At 71.0% G+C, this 20315-nt stretch carries 19 protein-coding genes and 1 tRNA gene; 12 read left to right on the forward strand and 8 right to left on the reverse strand.

Annotated elements, in window-relative coordinates; translation table 11 throughout:
- Window positions 1–69 precede the first annotated feature (69 nt).
- The gene (locus AB0H78_RS25135; protein ID WP_363236813.1) at window positions 70–2499 is read right to left on the reverse strand and encodes an SUKH-4 family immunity protein; all 2430 of its coding nucleotides are present in this window, start codon (window positions 2497–2499) and stop codon (window positions 70–72) included.
- Window positions 2500–2506: 7 nt separating this feature from the next.
- Window positions 2507–3514, reverse strand: a complete 1008-nt coding sequence (locus AB0H78_RS25140; RefSeq protein WP_363236814.1) for an HNH endonuclease — start codon at window positions 3512–3514, stop codon at window positions 2507–2509.
- A 236-nt stretch (window positions 3515–3750) separates the two neighbouring features.
- Here AB0H78_RS25140 and AB0H78_RS25145 point away from each other — a divergent pair, with 236 nt between their 5' ends.
- Complete coding sequence (locus AB0H78_RS25145) at window positions 3751–4266, forward strand: YwqJ-related putative deaminase (protein ID WP_363236815.1); 516 nt, start codon at window positions 3751–3753, stop codon at window positions 4264–4266.
- Between the two features lie 10 nt (window positions 4267–4276).
- A complete protein-coding gene (locus AB0H78_RS25150) occupies window positions 4277–4780 on the forward strand; it encodes an SUKH-3 domain-containing protein (RefSeq protein ID WP_363236816.1) in 504 nt (167 codons plus the stop codon).
- Window positions 4781–4786: 6 nt separating this feature from the next.
- Here the strand turns inward: AB0H78_RS25150 and AB0H78_RS25155 are convergent, their stop codons facing one another.
- Window positions 4787–6091, reverse strand: coding sequence for a histidine kinase (locus AB0H78_RS25155; RefSeq protein WP_363236817.1), 1305 nt, complete (start codon window positions 6089–6091; stop codon window positions 4787–4789).
- A 151-nt stretch (window positions 6092–6242) separates the two neighbouring features.
- On the opposite strand from AB0H78_RS25155, the gene AB0H78_RS25160 reads away from it, so the two are divergent.
- The 6 genes from AB0H78_RS25160 to AB0H78_RS25185 all read left to right on the forward strand — a co-directional run bounded on the left by AB0H78_RS25160 (window position 6243) and on the right by AB0H78_RS25185 (window position 10874).
- Window positions 6243–6314, forward strand: a tRNA-Gln gene (locus AB0H78_RS25160).
- 84 nt (window positions 6315–6398) lie between these two features.
- Window positions 6399–7847, forward strand: coding sequence for a bifunctional UDP-N-acetylglucosamine diphosphorylase/glucosamine-1-phosphate N-acetyltransferase GlmU (gene glmU, locus AB0H78_RS25165; protein WP_363236818.1), 1449 nt, complete (start codon window positions 6399–6401; stop codon window positions 7845–7847).
- A gap of 93 nt (window positions 7848–7940) precedes the next feature.
- A complete protein-coding gene (locus AB0H78_RS25170) occupies window positions 7941–8918 on the forward strand; it encodes a ribose-phosphate diphosphokinase (RefSeq protein ID WP_363236819.1) in 978 nt (325 codons plus the stop codon).
- A gap of 193 nt (window positions 8919–9111) precedes the next feature.
- A complete protein-coding gene (locus AB0H78_RS25175; RefSeq protein WP_363236820.1) occupies window positions 9112–9696 on the forward strand; it encodes a 50S ribosomal protein L25/general stress protein Ctc in 585 nt (194 codons plus the stop codon).
- Window positions 9697–9783: 87 nt separating this feature from the next.
- Window positions 9784–10374, forward strand: coding sequence for an aminoacyl-tRNA hydrolase (pth, locus tag AB0H78_RS25180; RefSeq protein WP_363236821.1), 591 nt, complete (start codon window positions 9784–9786; stop codon window positions 10372–10374).
- A gap of 53 nt (window positions 10375–10427) precedes the next feature.
- On the forward strand, window positions 10428–10874 hold the full coding sequence (locus AB0H78_RS25185; RefSeq protein ID WP_363236921.1) for a hypothetical protein: 447 nt from the start codon (window positions 10428–10430) through the stop codon (window positions 10872–10874).
- A gap of 58 nt (window positions 10875–10932) precedes the next feature.
- Here the strand turns inward: AB0H78_RS25185 and ppc are convergent, their stop codons facing one another.
- Window positions 10933–13662, reverse strand: a complete 2730-nt coding sequence (gene ppc / locus AB0H78_RS25190; RefSeq protein WP_363236822.1) for a phosphoenolpyruvate carboxylase — start codon at window positions 13660–13662, stop codon at window positions 10933–10935.
- A 293-nt stretch (window positions 13663–13955) separates the two neighbouring features.
- Here ppc and AB0H78_RS25195 point away from each other — a divergent pair, with 293 nt between their 5' ends.
- On the forward strand, window positions 13956–14933 hold the full coding sequence (locus tag AB0H78_RS25195) for a fatty acid desaturase (RefSeq protein ID WP_363236823.1): 978 nt from the start codon (window positions 13956–13958) through the stop codon (window positions 14931–14933).
- Window positions 14930–15628: a TetR/AcrR family transcriptional regulator gene (locus AB0H78_RS25200; protein ID WP_363236824.1), complete on the forward strand. Its 699-nt coding sequence runs from the start codon at window positions 14930–14932 to the stop codon at window positions 15626–15628. Before AB0H78_RS25195 ends, AB0H78_RS25200 begins: the two co-directional genes overlap by 4 nt.
- Here AB0H78_RS25200 and AB0H78_RS25205 read toward each other — a convergent pair.
- Window positions 15625–16800 (reverse strand): MFS transporter, encoded by a 1176-nt coding sequence (locus AB0H78_RS25205; RefSeq protein ID WP_363236825.1) that lies wholly within the window; start codon window positions 16798–16800, stop codon window positions 15625–15627. The genes AB0H78_RS25200 and AB0H78_RS25205 overlap by 4 nt on opposite strands.
- 55 nt (window positions 16801–16855) lie before the next feature.
- On the opposite strand from AB0H78_RS25205, the gene AB0H78_RS25210 reads away from it, so the two are divergent.
- The gene (locus AB0H78_RS25210; RefSeq protein ID WP_363236826.1) at window positions 16856–17614 is read left to right on the forward strand and encodes a helix-turn-helix transcriptional regulator; all 759 of its coding nucleotides are present in this window, start codon (window positions 16856–16858) and stop codon (window positions 17612–17614) included.
- Here the strand turns inward: AB0H78_RS25210 and AB0H78_RS25215 are convergent.
- Window positions 17590–17961, reverse strand: a complete 372-nt coding sequence (locus tag AB0H78_RS25215; RefSeq protein WP_363236828.1) for a VOC family protein — start codon at window positions 17959–17961, stop codon at window positions 17590–17592. The two genes, AB0H78_RS25210 and AB0H78_RS25215, sit on opposite strands and share 25 nt — an antisense overlap.
- Window positions 17961–18764 (reverse strand): trans-aconitate 2-methyltransferase, encoded by an 804-nt coding sequence (locus tag AB0H78_RS25220; protein WP_363236829.1) that lies wholly within the window; start codon window positions 18762–18764, stop codon window positions 17961–17963. The genes AB0H78_RS25215 and AB0H78_RS25220 overlap by 1 nt, the downstream gene beginning before the upstream one ends.
- A 90-nt stretch (window positions 18765–18854) precedes the next feature.
- Between AB0H78_RS25220 and AB0H78_RS25225 the strand changes: the two genes are divergently transcribed.
- Window positions 18855–19352: a MarR family transcriptional regulator gene (locus AB0H78_RS25225; RefSeq protein WP_363236830.1), complete on the forward strand. Its 498-nt coding sequence runs from the start codon at window positions 18855–18857 to the stop codon at window positions 19350–19352.
- Here AB0H78_RS25225 and AB0H78_RS25230 read toward each other — a convergent pair.
- Window positions 19311–20084, reverse strand: a complete 774-nt coding sequence (locus tag AB0H78_RS25230) for a response regulator transcription factor (RefSeq protein ID WP_363236831.1) — start codon at window positions 20082–20084, stop codon at window positions 19311–19313. The two genes, AB0H78_RS25225 and AB0H78_RS25230, sit on opposite strands and share 42 nt — an antisense overlap.
- Window positions 20085–20315 lie beyond the last annotated feature (231 nt).

Consider the following 20315-nt stretch of genomic DNA (forward strand, 5'->3'; position numbering starts at 1 on the left):
AACTCCCATAAGGGATCCCACGGGGCGAGCCGGAGCCTTCCTGTCAGTACGTCAGGTACGGCAGATGGATCAGAGCAGCCCGTCCCACATCTGCTCGACCAGCACCGACCACCAGCTCTCCGGCGACGCCAGCGCCGCCGGGTCCAGCATCGCCAGCTGCGCCTGGAAGTCCACCGTCCAGCGGCCGGCCTGCTCCGGATTCAGACTGAAGCGCAGCCGCCACATCCGGCCGAGCAGCGCCATCGACCGTACGAACTCGGGCAGACCCGAGTTCACGAACTGCGGCGGCGCCGGCTGACCGCCGGGACCGGCCTCCACCGGAACCGCCACGATGCTCGCCGTGCCGTACTGCACGCAGATCGCCCGGCCGAAGTCCGAGCCCATGACGAGATACGAACCCGCGTCGGACGCCGGCTGCACCCCGCGCTGCTGCGCCAGCTCGGCGAGGGTCGGCACCGGCTGCCCGGGGACCGCCTGCGCCCAGAAGAACGGACCGAAATCGACCGGCAGACCCGCCCACACCAGGGTCATCGCCACGACCTCGGGCACACCCTGACGGGACACCGCCCGCTGGTCGAAGCGGAAGATCCCCTGCGGCCCGAAGGCCTGCGCGAGCTCCTGCGCGACCCCCTCCGGGGGGATCGGCGGGGCCGGCTGGACCGGCGGCAGCGGAGTGCGTACGGGCGCGGGGCGCGCCGGGCCGTCCGCGACCTGGTGCAACTCGCCCTGGTGGGTGAGGAGATGGGCCATGCCCTGCTGACGGCTGGCGTGGTCCTTGCCGTACGGGGCGACGCTCGTGATCCGTACCTGCGGCCAGGTCTCACGGATCATGCGGGCGCAGTAACCGCCCGGCAGCTCGCAGGACTCCAGCTCGGTGTGCAGCTCGAGGACCTGCTGCGGCGGCACGTTCATCGCCCGCAGCTCGTGCAGCATCTGCCACTCGGGGTGCGGGGTGCCGGGCGCGGAGCGGCGGATGAGCTGCTGCTCGGAGCCGTCCTGCGCGCGGTAGCGCAGCACCGCCTGGTAGCCGGGGCCGACGGTCGGCTGGCCGGTGGGGGGCGGCTGCGGATAGCCGTACGCGGGCTGCGGCGGCTGAGGCTGCTGCTGTACGGGGCCGGGCGCGGGCGGCGGCGGCCCGCCCAACGGCACCGCACCCGGGGCCGGGGGCGGCATCGGCGGACCGGCCGGACCTGACCCGGGAGCGGGCGGCGGCATCGGGGGCCCTGCCGGACCGGAGCCGGGAGCCGGCGGCGGCATCGGCGGACCGACCTGGCCGGGACCGGCCAGCATCGTCGCCGCGTGGTGCACACCACCGCCGCCGTTCCCGACCGGAGGCGGGGGCGGCGGAGGCGCACCAGGAGAGTTCGGGTCGGCGAACATCGTCGCCGCGTGGTGTACGTCGCCGGGGCCGGCCGGAGGTGCGGGCGGCGGACCCGCCGGGGTGCCGGGGACGCCGGGCGGGCCCGGGGGGTGAGGAGCACCCGGAGGGCCCTGCTGCGGCACCATCTGCGTCGGTACGTAACCGCCCGCGGGAACCCCGGGCGGCGGCACCGGAGCACCGCCGGGCCGCGCGCCCGGAGTCCCGGGGGCGCCGGGCGGGGGCGGGGGCGCGCCGGAGCCACCGCGCGGGGCCCTCGGCGGGGCCGCCTTGCTGGTGGCCGCATCGGCGATGTCGGCGGGACCGGAGTCCGGGGGCACGGGACCGGCGGGCTGACCGGGCGGGGCGGGCTGAGCAGGCTTGACAGCGGGATCCACGGCCGTCGGAGGCAGCTGACTGCCACCGCGCAGCAGTGAAGTCGCCGCATCCGGCTTCACCTGGGGCGCCGGGGTGTCGTCCTCGTCCGACCCGGCGAGCGGCGGCGCGAACACCGTCGCGGGCAGCGGCACGGACGCGGCGTCCGATCCCGGCATGGAGTTGGTGTCGGTGCCGGCCCACGGGGTCGCCCCGTCGGGCACCCCCGCCTTCGGCCAGTTCGACGGCGAGGCGCTCACATCGGCGGACGGCATCCCGGCGGACGAGTCCCCGGACGACGGCCAACCGGCCCCGGACGTACCGGAAACCGGCGCAGCGGAGTCCGAACCCGCCGCATTCGGCGCCCCGTTGGCGGCCCCGGAACCGGCCTCCGCCTTGCTGTCCGCCACGTCCTGCAGCCACTCCGGCGGCGTCAGCAGGAACGACGTCTGGTTCAGATCGACCCGTTGCGGCGCCCCGGAAGCGGCCCCCGAAGGCGGCGCGTCCCGGATGCCGTACTCCTCCTCGTACCGGCGGATGACCTCGCCCACCGGCAGCCCCGGCCACAGCGTCGCCTCACCGCTGTCGCGCGCGATCACCAGCCGCTGCCGGCCACCGCCGCCCGAGGGCCCGTCGGCGCGGTCCTCCGCCCAGAGCACGAAGCCCAGCTCGAACTCCCGCACCCGCACCTCGCGGTGCTGATACGCGGGGACATCCCCGTTGACCCACTCTTCCGCGCGCTCCTGCGCCTGCGCGAAGGTCACCATCGGAAGCTCACTCCCCCACCGAATCGGCCGAACCGGCCGCACCAACCGGCACGGCGTGCGCGAAGCCGCCGTCCACCATCAGATTCGCCACCGTCTCCAGCTCCGGCGGATTGCCCGCCAAGCGCGCCAGGAACGCGTCGAAATCCTCACCGCACGGCATCAGCAGCCGCTCCACCCGCTCGGCCGGGGACCACGAAGGATCCACGTCCCGCACATCGTCGTAGGCGCAGAACCAGACCGAACCGGCCCCGCTGCCCTTCACCTTCACCGCGAGCAGACCGCCCTGGACGAACGCGACGCCCAGAAAGTCCTTCGTCAGGTGATCGCGCAGACACTTGTTGACGTACACCAGATCGTTCACGGCGGCTTCGTCCCGGACCGTGAAGAACGGCTGGTCGATCAGGAGCCCCAGCTCCGCGTCGAGCGCGGCGCCCACCGGCGCGCACCCGCCCGCGGCCTTGAGGAAGGAGCGGTAGGCGCCCGGCATCCGGAAGCCCAGGTCCTCCTCCGCGGCCAGGATCTGCTGCTCGCTCACCGCGACCTCGCCCTTGGGCACACCGAAGTGCACGGGCCTGGTCTCCTGCAGCGGACGCGTCCCGCGCTTGGCGTGGTCGACCGTGGCCGTCGCGATGCCGCCGTGGTGCCGCAGCAGCGCCTTCACGTCCACCGGAACGAGCTCCAGGCGCCGCGTGTTCGGTACGTGGTGCCAGGTCCAGCCGTGCGGAGTCGCGACCGCCGGAATCGTGCCCCAAAGCTCGTGCCCGTCGGCGGCCAGCGCCGCGTTGGCGGACACATAGTCCGTCAGCCGCAGCTCGTCGACGCCGAACCCCTCCGGGGGGTCGGCGATCGTCGCGGCGGCGCGTGCGTACGGCGCGAAGTCCGGGAAACCGTCGCTGTCCACCCGCACACCCCGAGGGTGGCGTGTGGCCCGGACCGGGTCCGGGAAGTTCACGACCTGCCCGGCATAAGCCGCGTTCGGTGGCGCGGCTTGCTGCCCGAGCCGACCTGTCGTCATTGCGGTTGCCCCCTGCTGCGTCCGGCGTGTTGACCACAGCCTATGCGGTACGGCAAGAGGGAGAACCGCCCCTCCGCTTACGTAACGAACCGTCACAGCGAAGTGACCCAGTGCCGAAATCACCCCCGGTCCAACACGCGATGCAAGGCCCCAGCTTCCGTATGCACAGCCACGTTTGGCAGTCTGGCCCCCTGCAACGCGGGGGCTTGCAGCAAAGTGGGAGGGAAGGTACGACGATGCACACCGCACCGGCATCAGCCGCGACGGGAGACCCGCGCCTCAACTGGGGCAGCGCGGCCACCCCGCCTCCCACCCTGCGCCACCGCCGCGACGGCATCCTGCCCACCGTCGCCGCCGCCCTGTCGGTGCGCGGCGCGGACACCCTCACGGCGACCGCGGGCAAGGCCGATCAGCCGCCCGCGCTCCACCACCTCGTCCAGGACTTCCTCGACACCCTCGCCAGCGGCCAGCGCGAGCGCTTCACGGGGCGCTGCCCCGAGGCGATCCTGCTCTCCCGTCACCTCGGGGGCGTCGAGTCCTCGCGTTCCAAGCGGGCCGCCCGCAAGCCGCTCACCTCCGGCGAGGCCCGTCGTACCCTCAAGCACGCGAAGGTCACCGCCCGCCGTATCCGCGAGGACGGCGACCCGCTGCACGGCAGTTACGCACCGCCCTGCCGCACCTGTACGGCCATGCTCGCCCACTTCGGCGTCCGCGCGGTCGACCCCGCCACCGACGCCGCCGAGAAGGGCTGAGCACCACCCGATGCACGAAGCCACCGCCACGCCCTCCTCCGTCACCCGCTTCCCGGCCTCGGTCGACGCCGCCCTGCGCGAATCCGGCTGGCAGCCGGGCCGCTGGGACATCCGCCAGGCCGAGGAGTGGGCCGACGCCCTGCGCGCGTACGCATCGCCCGCCGGCCACCACCACCAGGTCTTCCCGGCGGCGGTCGAGGCATGGGCCGAGTTCGGCGGCCTCGCGATCACCGCGACCGGCCCGGGACGCCAGACGGCACCCGCCGAGATCCGCTTCGACCCGCTCTGCGGGCTGCACCTCGCCCGTACGCTCGCCGACCTCGGCCGCGCACTGGGCACCGGGCTGTCCCCGCTCGGCGAGGAGGGCGAGGCCCAGGCGGTCCTGGCGATCGACACCGAGGGCCGGGTCTACAGCGTCGACCACACCGGCGACTGGTACCTGGGCCCCGACATCGACCGGGCCCTGACGACCCTGATCACCGGCGTCCAGCCGATCCGCCTGACCTCGGACTGAAAGCTCTCAGGCCGCCCGCTCGGGCAGTACGCACGAGACCCGGAAGCCCCCCGAGTCCGTCACCCCCGACACGAACACCCCGCCCAGCGCGGTGACCCGCTCCTTCATGCCCACGAGGCCGTTGCCCCCGCTCGGCAGCCCCGCGTCGGCGACTCCCGCGTCCGAAGGGCCGTTCTCCACCTGCATGGCGACCTCACCGCCCCGGTACGCGAGCCGCACCCAGGTCTTCGCGCCCGCGGCGTGCTTGTGCACATTGGTCAGCGCTTCCTGCACGACCCGGTAGGCGGTCTGCTCCACGAGCGCGTGATAGCTGCGCACATCGCCCTCCAGCACGAGCTCCACGGTCATCCCCGCGGCCCGCGACTGCCCGACGAGCGTCTCCAGTTCGTCCAGACAGGGCCCGTCCTCCGCTGCGGCGGCCGCTGCCGCGGCAGCGGCTCCCACGGCGGCCAGCGGCACGGCGACCGGCGCCTTCTTGGTCTCCCCTGACCGCAGCACGCCGAGCATCTCCCGCAGTTCGGTCAGCGCCTGGCGTCCCATGTCGCCCACCAGCGCGGCGTTCTTCGAGGCCTTCGCCGCGTCCTTGGGCGCCACGGCCTGAATGGCCGCGGCATGGACGACCATCAGGCTCACCCGGTGGGCGACGACGTCGTGCATCTCGCGCGCGATCCGCGTCCGTTCTTCCGTACGGGCCCACTCGGCGCGCTCCTCGGCCCGGTCGGCCAGCAGCGCCAACTCCCGCTCCAGGCTGTCGGCCCGCTCCCGCAGGGACTCCATCAGCCGCCGCCGGGCGCCTATGTACAGCCCGTACAGCACAGGGGGCGCGGTCAGTCCCAGCGAGACGAACAACGACACCAGGACGACGAAGGCCGGCCCCGGATCCCCCGCGTCCGTCCCCACCCCGTGCCGCAGGCGTACGGAACTCACGATGAAGGTCCCCACCAGGGACATCACCGTCAGCACTCCGGTCAGCCTGCGCGGCACCTCCGAGGCCGCCAGGGTGTAGAGCCCGACGATCCCCATGAGAAAGCCCATCTGGGCAGGCGTGATGGCGATCGACACCAGCACCACGGCGATGGGCCACCGCCGCCGCAGCACGAGCGACACCCCGGCCAGCAGCCCGAACACCACCCCCGCCGCCGCAGGCACCCCTGCCTGCCCGGCGAAGGTCACACCCTCCACCGCACACTCGAAGGCCGAGACGACGCCCAGCCCCACATCCAGGACGGCACTGCGCCGCCTCTCCCACCACCACCAGCCGCGGGAGGTCAACCCCGCGGCGCCGTGGTGCTGCGCCCCCGTTACGGTCATGTCTTCCAGCCTACGGGCGGGCGCGACTCATTTATGGGCGTCGCGTCGAAGCCAGGTGGTACGGCATAGTGTTCCGTGCCCGGTCAACGGCCGGACGCTGCAGGGAGTTCCCTCGGTCTTCCCCTGCGATGTCCGCTTCAGACCGTTTCCATCCCCCGTGGTGTAATTGGCAGCACTGAGGCTTTTGGTGCCTTAAGTTCGGGTTCGAGTCCTGACGGGGGAGCCTCTCTCCGCCCGCGCTCATTTCCGGCCCGATACCCCCCGGTATCCTCTGGGTGACATCCACCCGAAGCCGAAGGGCACCACCGTGAGCGCCAACACCCCGGCCGCCGTCGTCGTCCTCGCAGCGGGTGAGGGCACCCGTATGAAGTCGGCCACCCCCAAGGTCCTCCACGAGATCAGCGGGCGCTCGCTCGTCGGACATGTTGTCGCCGCATCCCGTGAACTCGACCCCACCCACCTCGTCGTGGTCGTCGGTCACGCACGCGAACAGGTGCAGGCGCACCTCGCGGAGACCGACACCGATGTACGCACCGCCTTCCAGGCCCAGCAGAACGGCACCGGGCACGCGGTCCGCATGGCGCTCGAAGAGCTCGGCGGCCGGGTCGAAGGCACCGTGGTCGTCGTCTGCGGCGACACCCCGCTGCTCACCGGCGAGACCCTGACCGCCCTCGCCGCCACGCACGCCGCCGACGCCAACGCCGTCACGGTGCTGACCGCCGAGGTCCCGGACTCCACCGGGTACGGACGGATCGTGCGCGACCTGGACACCGGCGCCGTGACCGCGATCGTCGAGCACAAGGACGCATCCGACGCCCAGCGGGCCATCCGCGAGATCAACTCCGGGGTCTTCGCCTTCGACGGACAGCTCCTGGTGGACGCGCTCGGCAAGGTGCGTACCGACAACAGCCAGGGCGAGGAGTACCTCACCGACGTGCTGTCGATCCTGCGCGAGGCCGGCCACCGCGTCGGGGCCTCCGTCGCCGCCGACCACCGCGAGATCCTCGGCATCAACAACCGCGTCCAACTCGCCGAAGCACGCGCCCTGTTGAACGCGCGACTGCTGGAGCGGGCCATGCTCGCCGGGGTGACCGTGATCGACCCGGCCACCACCTTCATCGACGTCACCGTGACCTTCGGGCAGGACGCGCTCGTCCACCCCGGTACGCAGCTGCTCGGCGCGACGCACATCGCCGAGGGCGCCGAGGTCGGGCCCAACACCCGGCTGATCGACACCACCGTCGGACCCGGCGCCCGGGTGGACAACACCGTGGCGACCGGGTCGGAGATCGGCGAGGGCGCCAATGTCGGCCCGTACGCCTACCTCCGCCCCGGCACGAAGCTCGGGCTGAAGTCCAAGGTCGGCGCGTACGTCGAGATCAAGAAGGCCTCCATCGGGGAGGGCTCGAAGGTCCCACACCTCTCGTACGTGGGGGACGCCACGATCGGCGACTTCACGAACATCGGGGCGGCCTCCGTCTTCGTCAACTACGACGGCGAGAGCAAGCACCACTCCACCATCGGCTCGCACTGCCGTACCGGAGCGGACAACATGTTTGTGGCACCTGTCACAGTCGGGGACGGTGTGTACACGGCCGCCGGTTCGGTCATCACGAAGGACGTACCGTCCGGCGCACTGGCCGTCGCCCGTGGCCAGCAGCGGAATATCGAGGGCTGGGTGGCGCGCAAGCGGCCCGGCAGCGCGGCCGCCCAGGCGGCCCAGGCCGATCCCCAGGAGACGTCCGGCGAAAGCTGACCGGAAACAGGCACGTCGATGTCGGCGTACCGTGATAAATGCACACGGCTGGCTCGCCCAGCAGCAATCCAACACGTCTGAGGAGACTGTGCTGTGACCGGGATCAAGACGACCGGCGAGAAGAAGATGATGCTCTTCTCCGGCCGCGCCCACCCCGAGCTGGCCGAGGAGGTTGCACACCACCTGGGTGTCAGCCTCGTGCCGACGAAGGCCTTCGACTTCGCGAACGGTGAGATCTACGTCCGTTTCCAGGAGTCGGCCCGTGGAGCGGACTGCTTCCTGATGCAGAGCCACACGGCTCCCATCAACAAGTGGATCATGGAACAGCTCATCATGGTCGATGCGCTGAAGCGGGCCTCGGCCCGTTCCATCACGGTGATCGTGCCGTTCTACGGCTACGCCCGCCAGGACAAGAAGCACCGCGGCCGCGAGCCGATCTCGGCCCGCCTGATCGCCGATCTCCTGAAGACCGCGGGCGCCGACCGCATCCTCACGATCGATCTGCACACCGACCAGATCCAGGGCTTCTTCGACGGCCCGGTCGACCACCTCTTCGCGCTGCCGATACTGGCGGACTACGTGGGCGCCAAGGTCGACCGCGACAAGCTCACCGTCGTCTCCCCCGACGCCGGCCGCGTGCGCGTGGCCGACCGCTGGTGCGACCGCCTGGGCGCCCCCCTGGCGATCGTGCACAAGCGCCGCGACAAGGACGTCGCCAACCAGGTCACCGTCCACGAGGTCGTCGGTGACGTGAAGGGCCGCGTCTGCGTCCTCGTCGACGACATGATCGACACCGGTGGCACGATCTGCGCCGCCGCGGACGCCCTGTTCGCCAACGGTGCGGAGGACGTCATCGTGACGGCCACGCACGGCGTGCTGTCCGGTCCCGCCGCGGACCGCCTGAAGAACTCCAAGGTCAGCGAGTTCGTCTTCACGAACACGCTGCCCGACCCGGGCGACCTCGAGCTCGACAAGATCACGGTGCTGTCCATGGCGCCGACGATCGCGCGCGCGGTGCGCGAGGTCTTCGAGGACGGTTCGGTCACGAGCCTCTTCGACGAGCTGGCCTGATCACCCTCACGTAGATCAATTTCTGGTACGGCCTCCCCTCCGGGTAGACTCACTGAGTTGCTCGGCGAGGGAGGCCGTACTGGTTTCAGTACGGGGCTCCGTTATCGACGCGCTCTTCGTAGCAGGCTGCACAGTCGTGGCCGGGTGACCCCTCTTTTTTGTCACCCGTGATTCACCTACGAGGAGTGCCACCATGGCCGAGATCAAGATCGCCGCAGAAGTACGCACGAACTTCGGCAAGGGCGCTGCCCGCCAGACCCGCCGCGACAACCGCGTCCCCGCGGTCATCTACGGCCACGGCGCCGACACGGTGCACATCTCCCTTCCGGGCCACCAGCTCATGATGGCGCTCAAGACCGCCAACGCCCTGCTGACCCTGGACATCGAGGGCCGCACCGAGCTGGTCATCCCCAAGGCCATCCAGCGTGACGCCATCAAGCGCACCATCACCCACGTCGACCTGCTCGCGGTCAAGAAGGGCGAGAAGGTCACCGTCGAGGTCTCCGTCATCGCCGAGGGCGACCTGGCGCCGGGCGCCAACCTGCTCGAGTACGTCCTGAACACCCTCACCGTCGAGGCCGAGGCCACCCACATCCCCGAGTCGGTCACCGTCTCGATCGCGGGCCTGGACGCCGGTCAGTCGATCCTCGCCAAGGATGTTCCGCTGCCCGAGGGCACCGTCCTGGCGACCGACGAGGACGCGGTCGTCCTCCAGGTCGTCTCGACGAAGGAAGAAGAGGCCGCGGCCGACGCCGACGCCGAGAGCACCGAGGCCTGAGCTTCGCGCTGACTCGTTTTTCCACGGCAACCGCCGCCCCGCTCCCGAGGAGCAGGGCGGCGGTTGGTCTATGAAGGAGACATGCAGATGACGGATCCGACCGCGCCCTGGCTGATCGTGGGGCTCGGCAACCCCGGTCCCGAGTACGCGGCCAACCGCCACAACGTCGGCTTCATGGTCGCCGATCTGCTGGCGTCGCGGATCGGCGGGAAGTTCAAGGCCCACAAGGCGCGTGCGCAGGTCGTGGAGGGCCGGATCGGACCGCCGGGGCCGCTGAACCGGCGCGTGATCCTGGCCAAGCCGATGTCGTACATGAACCTCTCGGGCGGTCCGGTGACCGGGCTGCGGGACTTCTACAAGGTGGACACCGCGAACATCGTCGCGATCCACGACGAACTCGACATCGACTTCGGCACGCTGCGGCTGAAGCTGGGCGGCGGGGACAACGGCCACAATGGCCTGAAGTCGATGACCAAGTCGCTGGGCCCCGACTACCACCGGCTGCGATTCGGGATCGGCCGGCCGCCGGGCCGGATGCAGGTCGCCGACTTCGTGCTGAAGGACTTCTCCGGCGCGGAGCGCAAGGAGCTGGACTATCTGGTGGACCGGGCCGCGGACGCGGTCGAGGCGCTGGTCGTGGAGGGCCTGGAGCGGGCCCAGAGCACGTACAACTCCTGACCCCTCGGCTTGACCTGGCGTAGGCCTATGGCCAAGGATCGCGCCGCATGAGCATGAGGCGGAATCTGGCCATCCTTTTGTACGGGTGCGTGGTCGCGGTGGTCCTGGTCGGAGGCGTCTGGGCGTCGTGGGGGACGGCGCAGCACGTGCTGCTGGCCAAGGGCAGGGACCACGGCACGATGACGGTGGCCTCGTGCGGGGACGACGTGTGCACGGGTCCGTACGCACCGTCCGGGGGCTCGGCGCCGCACGCGCGGGTGAGCATTGACCGGTCGGTGGCGGCCAAGAAGGGCCAGCGCCTCCCGGTGGTGGTGAAACCGGGCACGGACCAGGCGGTGCGGACGGGAGCGGCGGGCGTGCTGCACGCGTGGGTGCCGCTGGGCGGGGCGCTGATCCTGGCGGGGCTGGTGATCGGGGGCGGCCTGCGGTTCACGCGGACCGCGTGGGGTGTGGGCCTGGCGGGGGCGGCGCTCCTGATGGCGACGTTCATCGCGCTGTAGGGGCACAATCCGGCGGGGGTTCCCGGGGCAGCGCCCCGGGAACCCCCGCCGGCTCGCATCAGCCCGTGTTGCGCAGGCCCGCGGCCACGCCGTTCACCGTCAGGAGCAGCGCCCTGGCCAGGACCGGGTCCGGGGCCTCGCCCCGCTCCGCCGCCGCCCGCTGGCGGGCCAGCAGGGAGACCTGGAGGTAGGAGATCGGGTCCAGGTAGGCGTCACGGATGCCGAACGTCTGCTGCAGCGCCGGGTGCGAGTCGAGGAGCCGCTCGCCGCCCGTGACGCGCAGGACCTCCTGCACCGTCAGCTCGTGCTCCGCCTCGATGTCGGCGAAGACGTGCTTCAGGTTCTCGGGGACGAGCGTGTCGACGTAATGGCGTGCGATGCGCAGGTCCGTCTTGGCCAGGGTCATCTCGACGTTGGAGATGAAGTTCTGGAAGAAGTGCCAGTGCTCGTGCATTTCGTCGAGGACCGTGTCGAGGCCTGACTCGCGGAGCGCCTTGAGGCCCGAGCCGACGCCGAACCAGCCGGGGACGATCTGGCGGGACTGGGTCCAGCCGAAGACCCAGGGGATGGCACGGAGTCCGTCGAGGGAGACACCCGATCCGGGGCGGCGGGAAGGACGCGAGCCCAGGTGCAGGTCGGCGAGCTGGTCGACCGGCGTCGAGGCGAGGAAGTACGTCGGCAGGTCCGGGTCCTCGACCAGCTTGCGGTACGCGGCGTGCGCCGCGTCCGAGACGACCTCCATGGCCGCGTCCCAGCGGGCGAGGGCCTCGTCGGACTGGCGCGGGGCGGTGTGCAGGGCGGAGGCCTGCAGCGTTGCCGCGACGGTCAGTTCGAGGTTCTCGCGGGCCAGCGACGGGATGAGGTACTTGTCGGAGATGACCTCGCCCTGCTCGGTGACCTTGATCTCGCCTTCGAGCGTTCCCCACGGCTGGGCGAGGATCGCGTCGTGCGAGGGGCCGCCACCGCGGCCGACGGTGCCGCCGCGGCCGTGGAAGAGGCGAAGGCGTACTCCATAGCGGTGGGCGACGTCGCGGAGCCTGCGCTGGGCGCGGTGGATCTCCCACTGCGACGTCGTGATGCCGCCGAACTTCGAGGAGTCCGAGTAGCCGAGCATGACCTCCTGGACGTCACCCCGCAGCGAGACCAGGCGACGGTAGGACGGGTCGGCGAGCATCTCGTCGAGGATGACGTCGGCGGCGCGCAGCTCGTCCGTCGTCTCCAGGAGCGGCACGATGCCGATCTTCGCCCAGCCGCCGTGCAGGTCCAACAGGCCTGCCTCGCGCGCCAGTACGGCAGCGGCGAAGACGTCGTCGGCGCCCTGGCACATCGAGATGATGTACGACTCGATGACCTCGGGGCCGAAGCGCTCGAAGGCCTTCTTGATGGTCTGGAAGACGCCGAGGGTCTTCTCGCCGGCCGCGTCGAGCGGGGCCGGACGGGGTGCGAGCGGGCGGCGCGAGCGGAGCTCCTTGGCGAGGAGCTTCTGCCGGTAGTCGCGCGGCATGTCCGCGTACCGCCAGGACTCCTCGCCGAGACGGTCGAAGAGCTGGCCGAGCGCGTGGTGGTGGGCGTCCGCGTGTTCGCGTACGTCCATCGTGGCGAGCTGGAGCCCGAAGGCGGCCAGCGTGCGGATGGTGCGGTCCATCCGGCCGTCGGCGAAGATCGCGCCGCGGTGCTCGCGCAGCGAGGTCTGGATGAGGGTGAGGTCGGCGATGAGCTCGGAGGTGCCGAGGTAGTCGCGGCCGTCCTCGTGGTCGGTGCCCTTGGCCAGGCGCTCGCGGGTGTTGACGAGCTTCTGGCGGATGCAGGTGGCCTTGAGCCGGTAGGGCTCTTCGGCGTTGAGGCGCTTGTAGCGGGGGCTGATCTCCGGGAGTCGCTCCAGGTCGCACTGGAGGGAGGTGAGCAGTTCCTCCGTCGCGCCGGCGTAGCGGATGGAGTTGGAGAGCAGTCCGCGCAGGTAGTCGATGAGCTCGATGGCGTCGGTGATGCCGTGCTCGTGCTGCAGGATCAGGACGTCCCAGGTCACCTGCGGGGTGACGTTGGGGTTGCCGTCGCGGTCGCCGCCGATCCAGGTTCCGAAGCTCAACGGGCGGGTGCCGGCGGGGAGTTCGACGCCGACACGCTCCAGCTCCGCTGCCAGGTCCTCCAGTACGTCGCCGACCGCACCCGCGTGCAGCTCGTCGAGGTAGTAGATGGCGTTGCGCGCTTCGTCGGCCGGTTCCGGACGGACGACGCGGAGCTCGTCGGTCTGCCAGATGAGGTCGATGTTCTCCGCCAGACGCAGGTCGTGGCGGCGGCGGTCGGACTCTATGACCGGGGTCTCGAGGAGCTGGCCGATGCGGCGCAGTTTGTTGAGGACGGAGCGGCGGGCGGCCTCGGTGGGGTGCGCGGTGAAGACCGGGCGGACGTTGAGGTGCTTGACCGTCTCGCGCAGGTGATCGGGGTCGGCGTCCTTGAGACGGTCGGCGGTACGGGCGAGGAGCCCGCCCTCGGCGGCGCGGACGGCCCGCATCTCGCGGCCGCGGTGGACCTGCTCGCTGACGTTGGCGAGGTGGAAGTACGTGGAGAACGCGCGGACCAGCTTCGCCGCGGTCTCCACCTCCGTCTCACCGAGGAGCTCGGCGGCTGCCTCGCCGTCGGAGCGCGTCAGGGCGCGGACCCGTTCGACGAGCTCGAGGAGCTCGGGGCCTTCCTGCCGTACGAGTGTCTCGCCCAGGAGATCGCCCAGGCGGCGGATGTCGGCGCGCAGCTCGGTGCTGGCGGTGGGGGTCAGGTCGGCACTGCTCACAGGTGCGGCTCCTTGCAGTGTTTGGCACGACTGGCAGGGGATGCGGACCGCGCTGTCCGAATGACACCCAGGATAGGTGTCCTGTTCCGTGCTCTGCTCCGGCTGTCCATCCCCGCCGGGGTCAGGCCAGGCATCCCGGGGCGCTGCCGGGGAATACAGCATCTACGAGCCTCTTGCCGCGAGGCTTGGCACTGCCATACTTACGACGCCGTAGGTTACGGAACCGTAGTGACGATGTGTCGCTGCCGCGACGTGCCATCCCCCGGCGCACCCCTCACCCCACAGGGACCTTCATGACCATGAGCCCCGAGCTGATCACCGATGCCTCCGAGGAGGCGCCGCCCACCTCCGCGACGCTCGGCGGGGAGAGCAAGAGCTCGATCGAACAGATCACACTCCTCGTCTTCATCGTGGTGCCGTTCCTGGCCGTCCTCGCGGCGGTGCCGCTGGCCTGGGGCTGGGGCGGCGTGAGCTGGCTGGACCTGGGTCTGATGGTGGCCATGTACTTCATCGGCTGCCACGGCATCACGATCGGCTTCCACCGCTACTTCACGCACGGTTCCTTCAAGGCGAAGCGCCCGCTGCGGATCGCGATCGCCCTGATGGGCTCGGTCGCGGTCGAGGGGCCGCTGGTGCGCTGGGTGGCCGACCACCGCAAGCACCACAAGTTCTCCGACGCCGAGGGCGACCCCCACTCGCCGTGGCGGTACGGAGAGACCCTGCCGGCCCTGATGAAGGGCCTGTGGTGGGCGCACATGGGCTGGATGTTCGACGAGGAGCGCACCTCGCAGGAGAAGTACGCACCGGACCTGCTCAGGGACCCGGCGATCCGCTGGATCTCCCGCAACTTCCTGTGCTTCACGCTGCTGTCCCTGGCGATCCCCCCTCTCGTCGGCGGTCTGGTGACGATGTCCTGGTGGGGCGCGTTCACGGCGTTCTTCTGGGGTTCGCTGGTGCGCGTCGCGCTGCTGCACCACGTGACGTGGTCGATCAACTCGATCTGCCACGCGGTCGGCAAGCGGCCGTTCAAGTCGCGTGACCGCTCAGGCAATGTGTGGTGGCTTGCGGTCCTCTCCTGTGGCGAGTCGTGGCACAACCTCCACCACGCGGACCCGACGTCCGCACGGCACGGCGTCCTGCGCGGCCAGGTGGATTCCAGCGCCCGGCTGATCCGCTGGTTCGAGCAGGCGGGGTGGGCCTACGACGTGCGCTGGCCTTCGGCCGAGCGCATCGAAGCCCGACGGCAGAGCGAGCTCACAGAAACGGCATGATGGACGACGTGGCGATCGACAGCAGCAGTACCAGCGGCAACGAACGCAAGAGAGCCGCTGCGGCGCCGGTCCGGCGGACGCGCCGGGTCCGGATGACCGGCAAGGAACGCCGTGAGCAGCTGCTGGACATCGGCCGCATCCTCTTCGCCGAGAAGGGGTTCGAGGGCACGTCCGTGGAGGAGATCGCCGCGAAGGCGGGCGTCTCCAAGCCGGTCGTGTACGAACACTTCGGCGGCAAGGAGGGCCTGTACGCGGTCGTGGTCGACCGGGAGATGCGCCAGCTGCTCGACATGGTGACCGGCGCCCTGACCGCCGGTCACCCGCGCGAGCTCCTGGAGCAGGCGGCCTTCGCGCTGCTCGACTACATCGAGATGTACACGGACGGATTCCGCATCCTGGTGCGCGACTCCCCCGTCGCCCAGTCGACCGGCACCTTCGCCTCGCTGATCTCGGACATCGCCACCCAGGTCGAGGACATCCTCGACATGGAGTTCAAGAACCGCGGCTTCGAGACGACGCTGGCGCCGATGTACGCGCAGGCGCTGGTCGGCATGGTGGCCCTGACCGGCCAGTGGTGGCTGGACGCCCGTAAGCCCGAGAAGGCGGAGGTCGCCGCACATCTGGTGAACCTGTCCTGGCACGGTCTGGAGAACCTGGAAGCGAAGCCGCGGCTGATAGGGCACCGCAAGCGTTAGGGCTGCTCCGGGTCGGTCAGGAACAGGCCGAGCACCAGCGCTGCCACCGGGATCGCGCAGAGGATCGCGAAGACGCCCTGCGGGCCGTACGCCTCGGCCGCCGCCCCCAGCGCGGGGGCGATGAGCCCGCCGACGGAGACCGCGAGGCCCAGGGTCACGCCGGCCGCGGTGCCGGGGCGGGTCGGCAGGTAGTCCTGGCCGAGCTTGATCAGGACCGCGAAGGGGATGTTGAGGGCGATCCCGGCCAGGACCGCGAAGAGCAGCGGGGCGTACGGGCCGGGAGCCAGCCGCAGGCCCAGCAGCATGGGTACGGCCAGGGCGCTGCCGAACTGGACGGTGCGGACCATGCCGTGGCGGTCGGCGATGCGTCCGCCGAGGAGCGTTCCGGTGACTCCGCCGATCAGGAAACAGGCCAGTGCGGTGCCCGCGACGGCCTTCCCCGCGTGCAGATGCCGGATCCAGTAGAGCTCGATGAAGGTCAGTACGCCGAAGAAGACGACCGAGCGGACCACCTCGACCCCGGTGAGGACCAGGAACGGGTTCCAGCGGTCGGTGCCGCTGCGGGTCGCCTTCGCGGAGGTCACGGCGGCGGGCCTGTGCCTGAGCAGGACCAGTGCGGTGATCAGGGCGGGCGGGATGAAGAGCGCGGTCGCGCCGACGCCCAGGGAGACGAGCAGCGGTGTGGCCAGGACGGGGGCGAGGAAGAACCCGACGCTGCCGCCCGCCGCGAAGATGCTCATCGCCCCGGCGGAGTCCCCGGCCGCCTCACGGGCGGCCTTGCCCGCGGCGGGGTGGAACATGGCGACGCCCAGACCTGAGATCAGGACGAGGATCCACACGGCCGCGTACGACGGTACGAGCCCGGAGGCCCCGAGCCCGAGCCCGGCGAGGGCGACCCCGGCGCCGGCCATCCAGCGCACGGGGCGCCGGTCGACGACGAGGCCGATGAACGGCTGGGGCACGGAGCTGCCGAGGGCCGCGGCGAGGGTGAGGCCGGAGGCGGCCACATAGCTGTAGCCGCGGTCGAGGACGAAGTAGGGGACGCAGGCGGGGACGAGGCCCTGGTAGAGGTCGTCGACGGCATGGGCGGCCGCCCACATGCGCATGCGCCGCCAGCCGGAGGTGGTCTGAACTGCCCGTACGGATGCGGCAGTTGTGATCGCTTCGGTCATGCCGTCAACAATTCCGCGTGACGGGCGCGGCGGGCTAGCAATACTCTGCCGAGTCATGTCGACAACCTGCCAACACCGCGAGAAGCCCGCCCGTGTCCCGCTCGCGCATCAGGAGCGCATCGACTGGCACGACCACGCGGACCATCAGCTCGTGAGCGTGGGCACCGGTGTCCTCCAGGTCTCCACCGCACTGGGTTCCTGGGTCGTGCCCCCGCACCGGGCGGTCTGGCTGCCCGCCCGCGTCGCCCACGCGCACCAGGCGTACGGTCCGACGGAGCTCCGGGCGCTCATCTTCCGCCGCTCGGTCAATCCGCTGCGTCTGGACCGGCCGACGGTCCTGGCGGTCACTCCCCTGCTCCGGGAGGTCATCGCCGCGCTGACCGACGAGTCGGAGGAGCTGCGGCCGGGACCGCAGCGCAATCTGGAGCGCGTCGCCCGGGACCAGCTGCGCCGGGTCGAGGCGCTGCAGGTGCATCTCCCCGCGCTCGCCGACCCCCGGCTGCGGGATGTCGCCCGGCTGCTCGGGGACGATCCGGGCGACGGCCGTACGCTCGCCGGGATCGGTGCCGCGGTGGGCTCCTCGGAACGCACGCTGAGCCGGCTCTTCCGCGAGGAGGCGGGGATGACCTTCCCGCAGTGGCGCACCCAGTTCCGCCTCCATCACGCGCTGACCCTGCTGGCCGCCGACACGTCCGTCACCGGGACCGCCGCGGCCTGCGGTTACAGCGGTCCCAGCGCGTTCATCCACGCCTTCAGGAGCGCTTTCGGTACGACGCCGGGCGAGTACCGTCAGCCGGTCTCGTCCAGCGGCTGAAGGAATTCCAGCCGGTTGCCGACGGGATCCCAGGAGTAGAAACGGCGGTGGCCGGGAAGGTCGCCGTCCCAGGTGACCTTCGCGCCGTGGGCCTCCAGCCGTGCGGCGTACGCCTCGATGTCCGTGACGCGCAGACCCGGGTGGGCTTTGGCCGACGGCCTGAAGTCCGCCTCGATGCCCAGGTGCAGCTGCACGGCCCCCGCCTGGAACCAGCAGCCGCCGCGGGCCGCGAGGACCGGGGGCTTGGGGATCTCGGTCATGCCGAGTGCGCCCTCGTAGTACGTACGGAGCAGATCCTCCGTGCCGGGCGGCGCCGCGAGCTGGACGTGGTCGACGGAGGCGAGCATCAGGACTCCTTGCGGGCGACGGCGAAGATCCGGCGGAAGGGGAAGAGCGTGCCGTGCGCGGTGGGCGGATAGGCCTCGCGGAGCAGGGCGGCGTACTCGGCGAGGAAAGCGCTGGTGGCTTCCGGGTCGTCGGCGAGCGCGGTGAGGACCGGGCGCAGCGCGGTGCCCTTCACCCAGTCCAGGACGGGGTCCTCGCCGGTGAGGACCTGGGTGTAGGTCGTCTCCCAGACGTCCGGCTCCAGGCCCAGGTCGGCGAGGCGCTCGAAGTACCCGGCGGGCTCCAGGACCGCTGCCGTACGGTCGCCGACACCGTGCAGGCGCGGGCGCCAGCGCGGGGATTCGCGGAGTGCGGCGAGGAGCGTGTGGCTGGGGGCGGTGAAGTTCCCGGGGACCTGGAAGGCGAAGGTGCCGCCGGGGGCGAGGGCTTCCAGGTGGGCAGGGAAGAGGTCCGCGTGGCCGGGGATCCACTGGTACAGCGCGTTGGAGACGATCAGGTCGTACGTCTCGGTGGGCGCCCAGGCGGCCGCGTCGGCGAGGGCGAAGTCGAGCGTGGGCGTCGCATGCTTCTTGGCCTCCGCGAGCATCTCCGGAGAGTTGTCGTAGCCGGTGATACGGGCCTTCGGCCAGCGCTCGGCCAGGACCGTGGTGACGTTCCCCGCGCCGCAGCCCAGGTCGGCGATGCGGGCCGGTTCGCCGCCCACGAAGTTGCCAGTACGGGCGAGGAGGTCGTGGAAGGGGCGCGTGCGGTGGTCCGCGTGGTTGAGGTACTGCTGCGGGTCCCATACCGGAGATGTCTGTGTCATGGCGTACAGGCTCCCGCCAAAAGTATCTCGATGTCAAGATAGTTGAATTCAAGAGACTTCATGTCGAGGGAACCTCTACACTGATCAGCTATGGAGGACGAGGTCGACCGACTGGTCGCAGCATGGCGCCGAGAGCGCCCCGACCTCGACGTGGAACCACTCGAGGTTCTCAGTCGCGTCTCCAGGCTGGCACGCCACCTGGACCGGGCACGCAGGCTCGCCTTCTCGGAGCATTCGCTGGAGCCGTGGGAGTTCGACGTGCTCACCTCCCTGCGGCGGGCCGGCGACCCGTACCAGCTCTCCCCCGGGCAGCTCATCACCCAGACGCTGGTCACCTCGGGCACCATGACCAACCGCATCGACCGGCTCACGAAGAAGGGCCTCGTCGAGCGGCTGCCCGACCCCTCCGACCGGCGCGGCGTGCTCGTGCGGCTCACCCCCGAGGGCCGCGACCGCGCCGACCAGGCACTGGCCGGACTGCTCGCGCAGGAACGCGCCATCCTGGGCGAGCTGTCGCGCAACCAGCGCAGCGAACTGGCCGGTCTGCTACGCCAGTTGACCGCCCCGTTCGACAACGTCCCCGGCTAGGTCGACGGGACCGACGCCCGCCCTGCGGGCGAGTGCGACGGCGGCGAGGGTGGAGTGGACGCCCAGCTTCCCCAGCACGTTCTGCATATGGGTGCGGACCGTGTGCGGGGAGAGGAACAGCCGCTCCGCGACCGCCTTCCTGCCCAGACCAGCCACCATGCAGCGCAGCACCTCGCGTTCGCGGGGGGTGAGCGACTCGACGAGGCGCTCGCTCTCGGTGCGGTGCTTGCGGGCGGCCGTCAACTCACGCAGTACGCCGGTGAGAAGCGCGGGCGGCAGATGTGTCTCGTCGCGCAGCACGCCCCGTATGACCGCGAGCAGCCGCTGCAGCGAACAGTCCTTGGCGACCCAGCCCGAGGCCCCCGCCTGGAGTGCGAGCGCGGCCCTGCGCGGGTCGTCCTTCTCGGCGAGCACGACCGTACGCACCGAAGGCTGGCCCGAACGGACGCCCACCACCAGGGAGATGCCGTCCACGAGGCCGTTGTCCGCCCCGTCGGGGACGGCTATGGCGCGCACACCCAGCGAGGCGGCCGCCGTCGTACCGAGGTCGGCGTCGACCAGCATCACATCGAATCTGCGGCCCTCTGCCGCCGCCCGGTCGAGGCAGCGCAGCGCGGCCGGACCGCTGCCGGCCGCGGCGACATCCACGTCGGGCTCGGCCGCGAGTGCGGCTGCGAGCGACTCGGCGAAGATGCGGTGGTCATCGACCACGAGAACCCGGATACGTACCACTGCATAACCCCCATGCGTCGGGGGACGGACCGGCGCAGATACGGCGCCCGGTGCAAGGATCGCGTGATCTCGCACGGCCGCCGCCGTGCTTCGACTACTACCCCACCCCGGGCGTCGTACCCGACTGTCTCGCCCCCTGATCAACACCGGCCCCCACCGGTGCTGTTGCTCAGAGTACGGCTGCGACGCCGGAGCGGAAGCCCCTTTGCAGAACTGGCCGTTCGGTGCGTG

It is taken from the genome of Streptomyces sp. NPDC050738 (assembly GCF_040654175.1).
Lineage (GTDB): Bacteria > Actinomycetota > Actinomycetes > Streptomycetales > Streptomycetaceae > Streptomyces.

Excerpts from the sequence above, each read along its gene's own strand:
- AB0H78_RS25215 (WP_363236828.1), bottom strand. The coding sequence starts at position 17,961 with ATGCTCGCCTCCGTCGACCACGTCCAGCTCGCGGCGCCGCCCGGCACG.
- AB0H78_RS25205 (WP_363236825.1), bottom strand. The coding sequence starts at position 16,800 with ATGACCGAAGCGATCACAACTGCCGCATCCGTACGGGCAGTTCAGACC.
- AB0H78_RS25140 (WP_363236814.1), bottom strand. The coding sequence starts at position 3,514 with ATGACGACAGGTCGGCTCGGGCAGCAAGCCGCGCCACCGAACGCGGCT.
- AB0H78_RS25210 (WP_363236826.1), top strand. The coding sequence starts at position 16,856 with ATGTCGACAACCTGCCAACACCGCGAGAAGCCCGCCCGTGTCCCGCTC.
- AB0H78_RS25225 (WP_363236830.1), top strand. The coding sequence starts at position 18,855 with ATGGAGGACGAGGTCGACCGACTGGTCGCAGCATGGCGCCGAGAGCGC.
- AB0H78_RS25150 (WP_363236816.1), top strand. The coding sequence starts at position 4,277 with ATGCACGAAGCCACCGCCACGCCCTCCTCCGTCACCCGCTTCCCGGCC.
- AB0H78_RS25195 (WP_363236823.1), top strand. The coding sequence starts at position 13,956 with ATGACCATGAGCCCCGAGCTGATCACCGATGCCTCCGAGGAGGCGCCG.
- AB0H78_RS25135 (WP_363236813.1), bottom strand. The coding sequence starts at position 2,499 with ATGGTGACCTTCGCGCAGGCGCAGGAGCGCGCGGAAGAGTGGGTCAAC.
- AB0H78_RS25175 (WP_363236820.1), top strand. The coding sequence starts at position 9,112 with ATGGCCGAGATCAAGATCGCCGCAGAAGTACGCACGAACTTCGGCAAG.
- AB0H78_RS25200 (WP_363236824.1), top strand. The coding sequence starts at position 14,930 with ATGATGGACGACGTGGCGATCGACAGCAGCAGTACCAGCGGCAACGAA.
- pth (WP_363236821.1), top strand. The coding sequence starts at position 9,784 with ATGACGGATCCGACCGCGCCCTGGCTGATCGTGGGGCTCGGCAACCCC.
- AB0H78_RS25145 (WP_363236815.1), top strand. The coding sequence starts at position 3,751 with ATGCACACCGCACCGGCATCAGCCGCGACGGGAGACCCGCGCCTCAAC.
- AB0H78_RS25220 (WP_363236829.1), bottom strand. The coding sequence starts at position 18,764 with ATGACACAGACATCTCCGGTATGGGACCCGCAGCAGTACCTCAACCAC.
- AB0H78_RS25155 (WP_363236817.1), bottom strand. The coding sequence starts at position 6,091 with ATGACCGTAACGGGGGCGCAGCACCACGGCGCCGCGGGGTTGACCTCC.
- AB0H78_RS25185 (WP_363236921.1), top strand. The coding sequence starts at position 10,428 with ATGAGGCGGAATCTGGCCATCCTTTTGTACGGGTGCGTGGTCGCGGTG.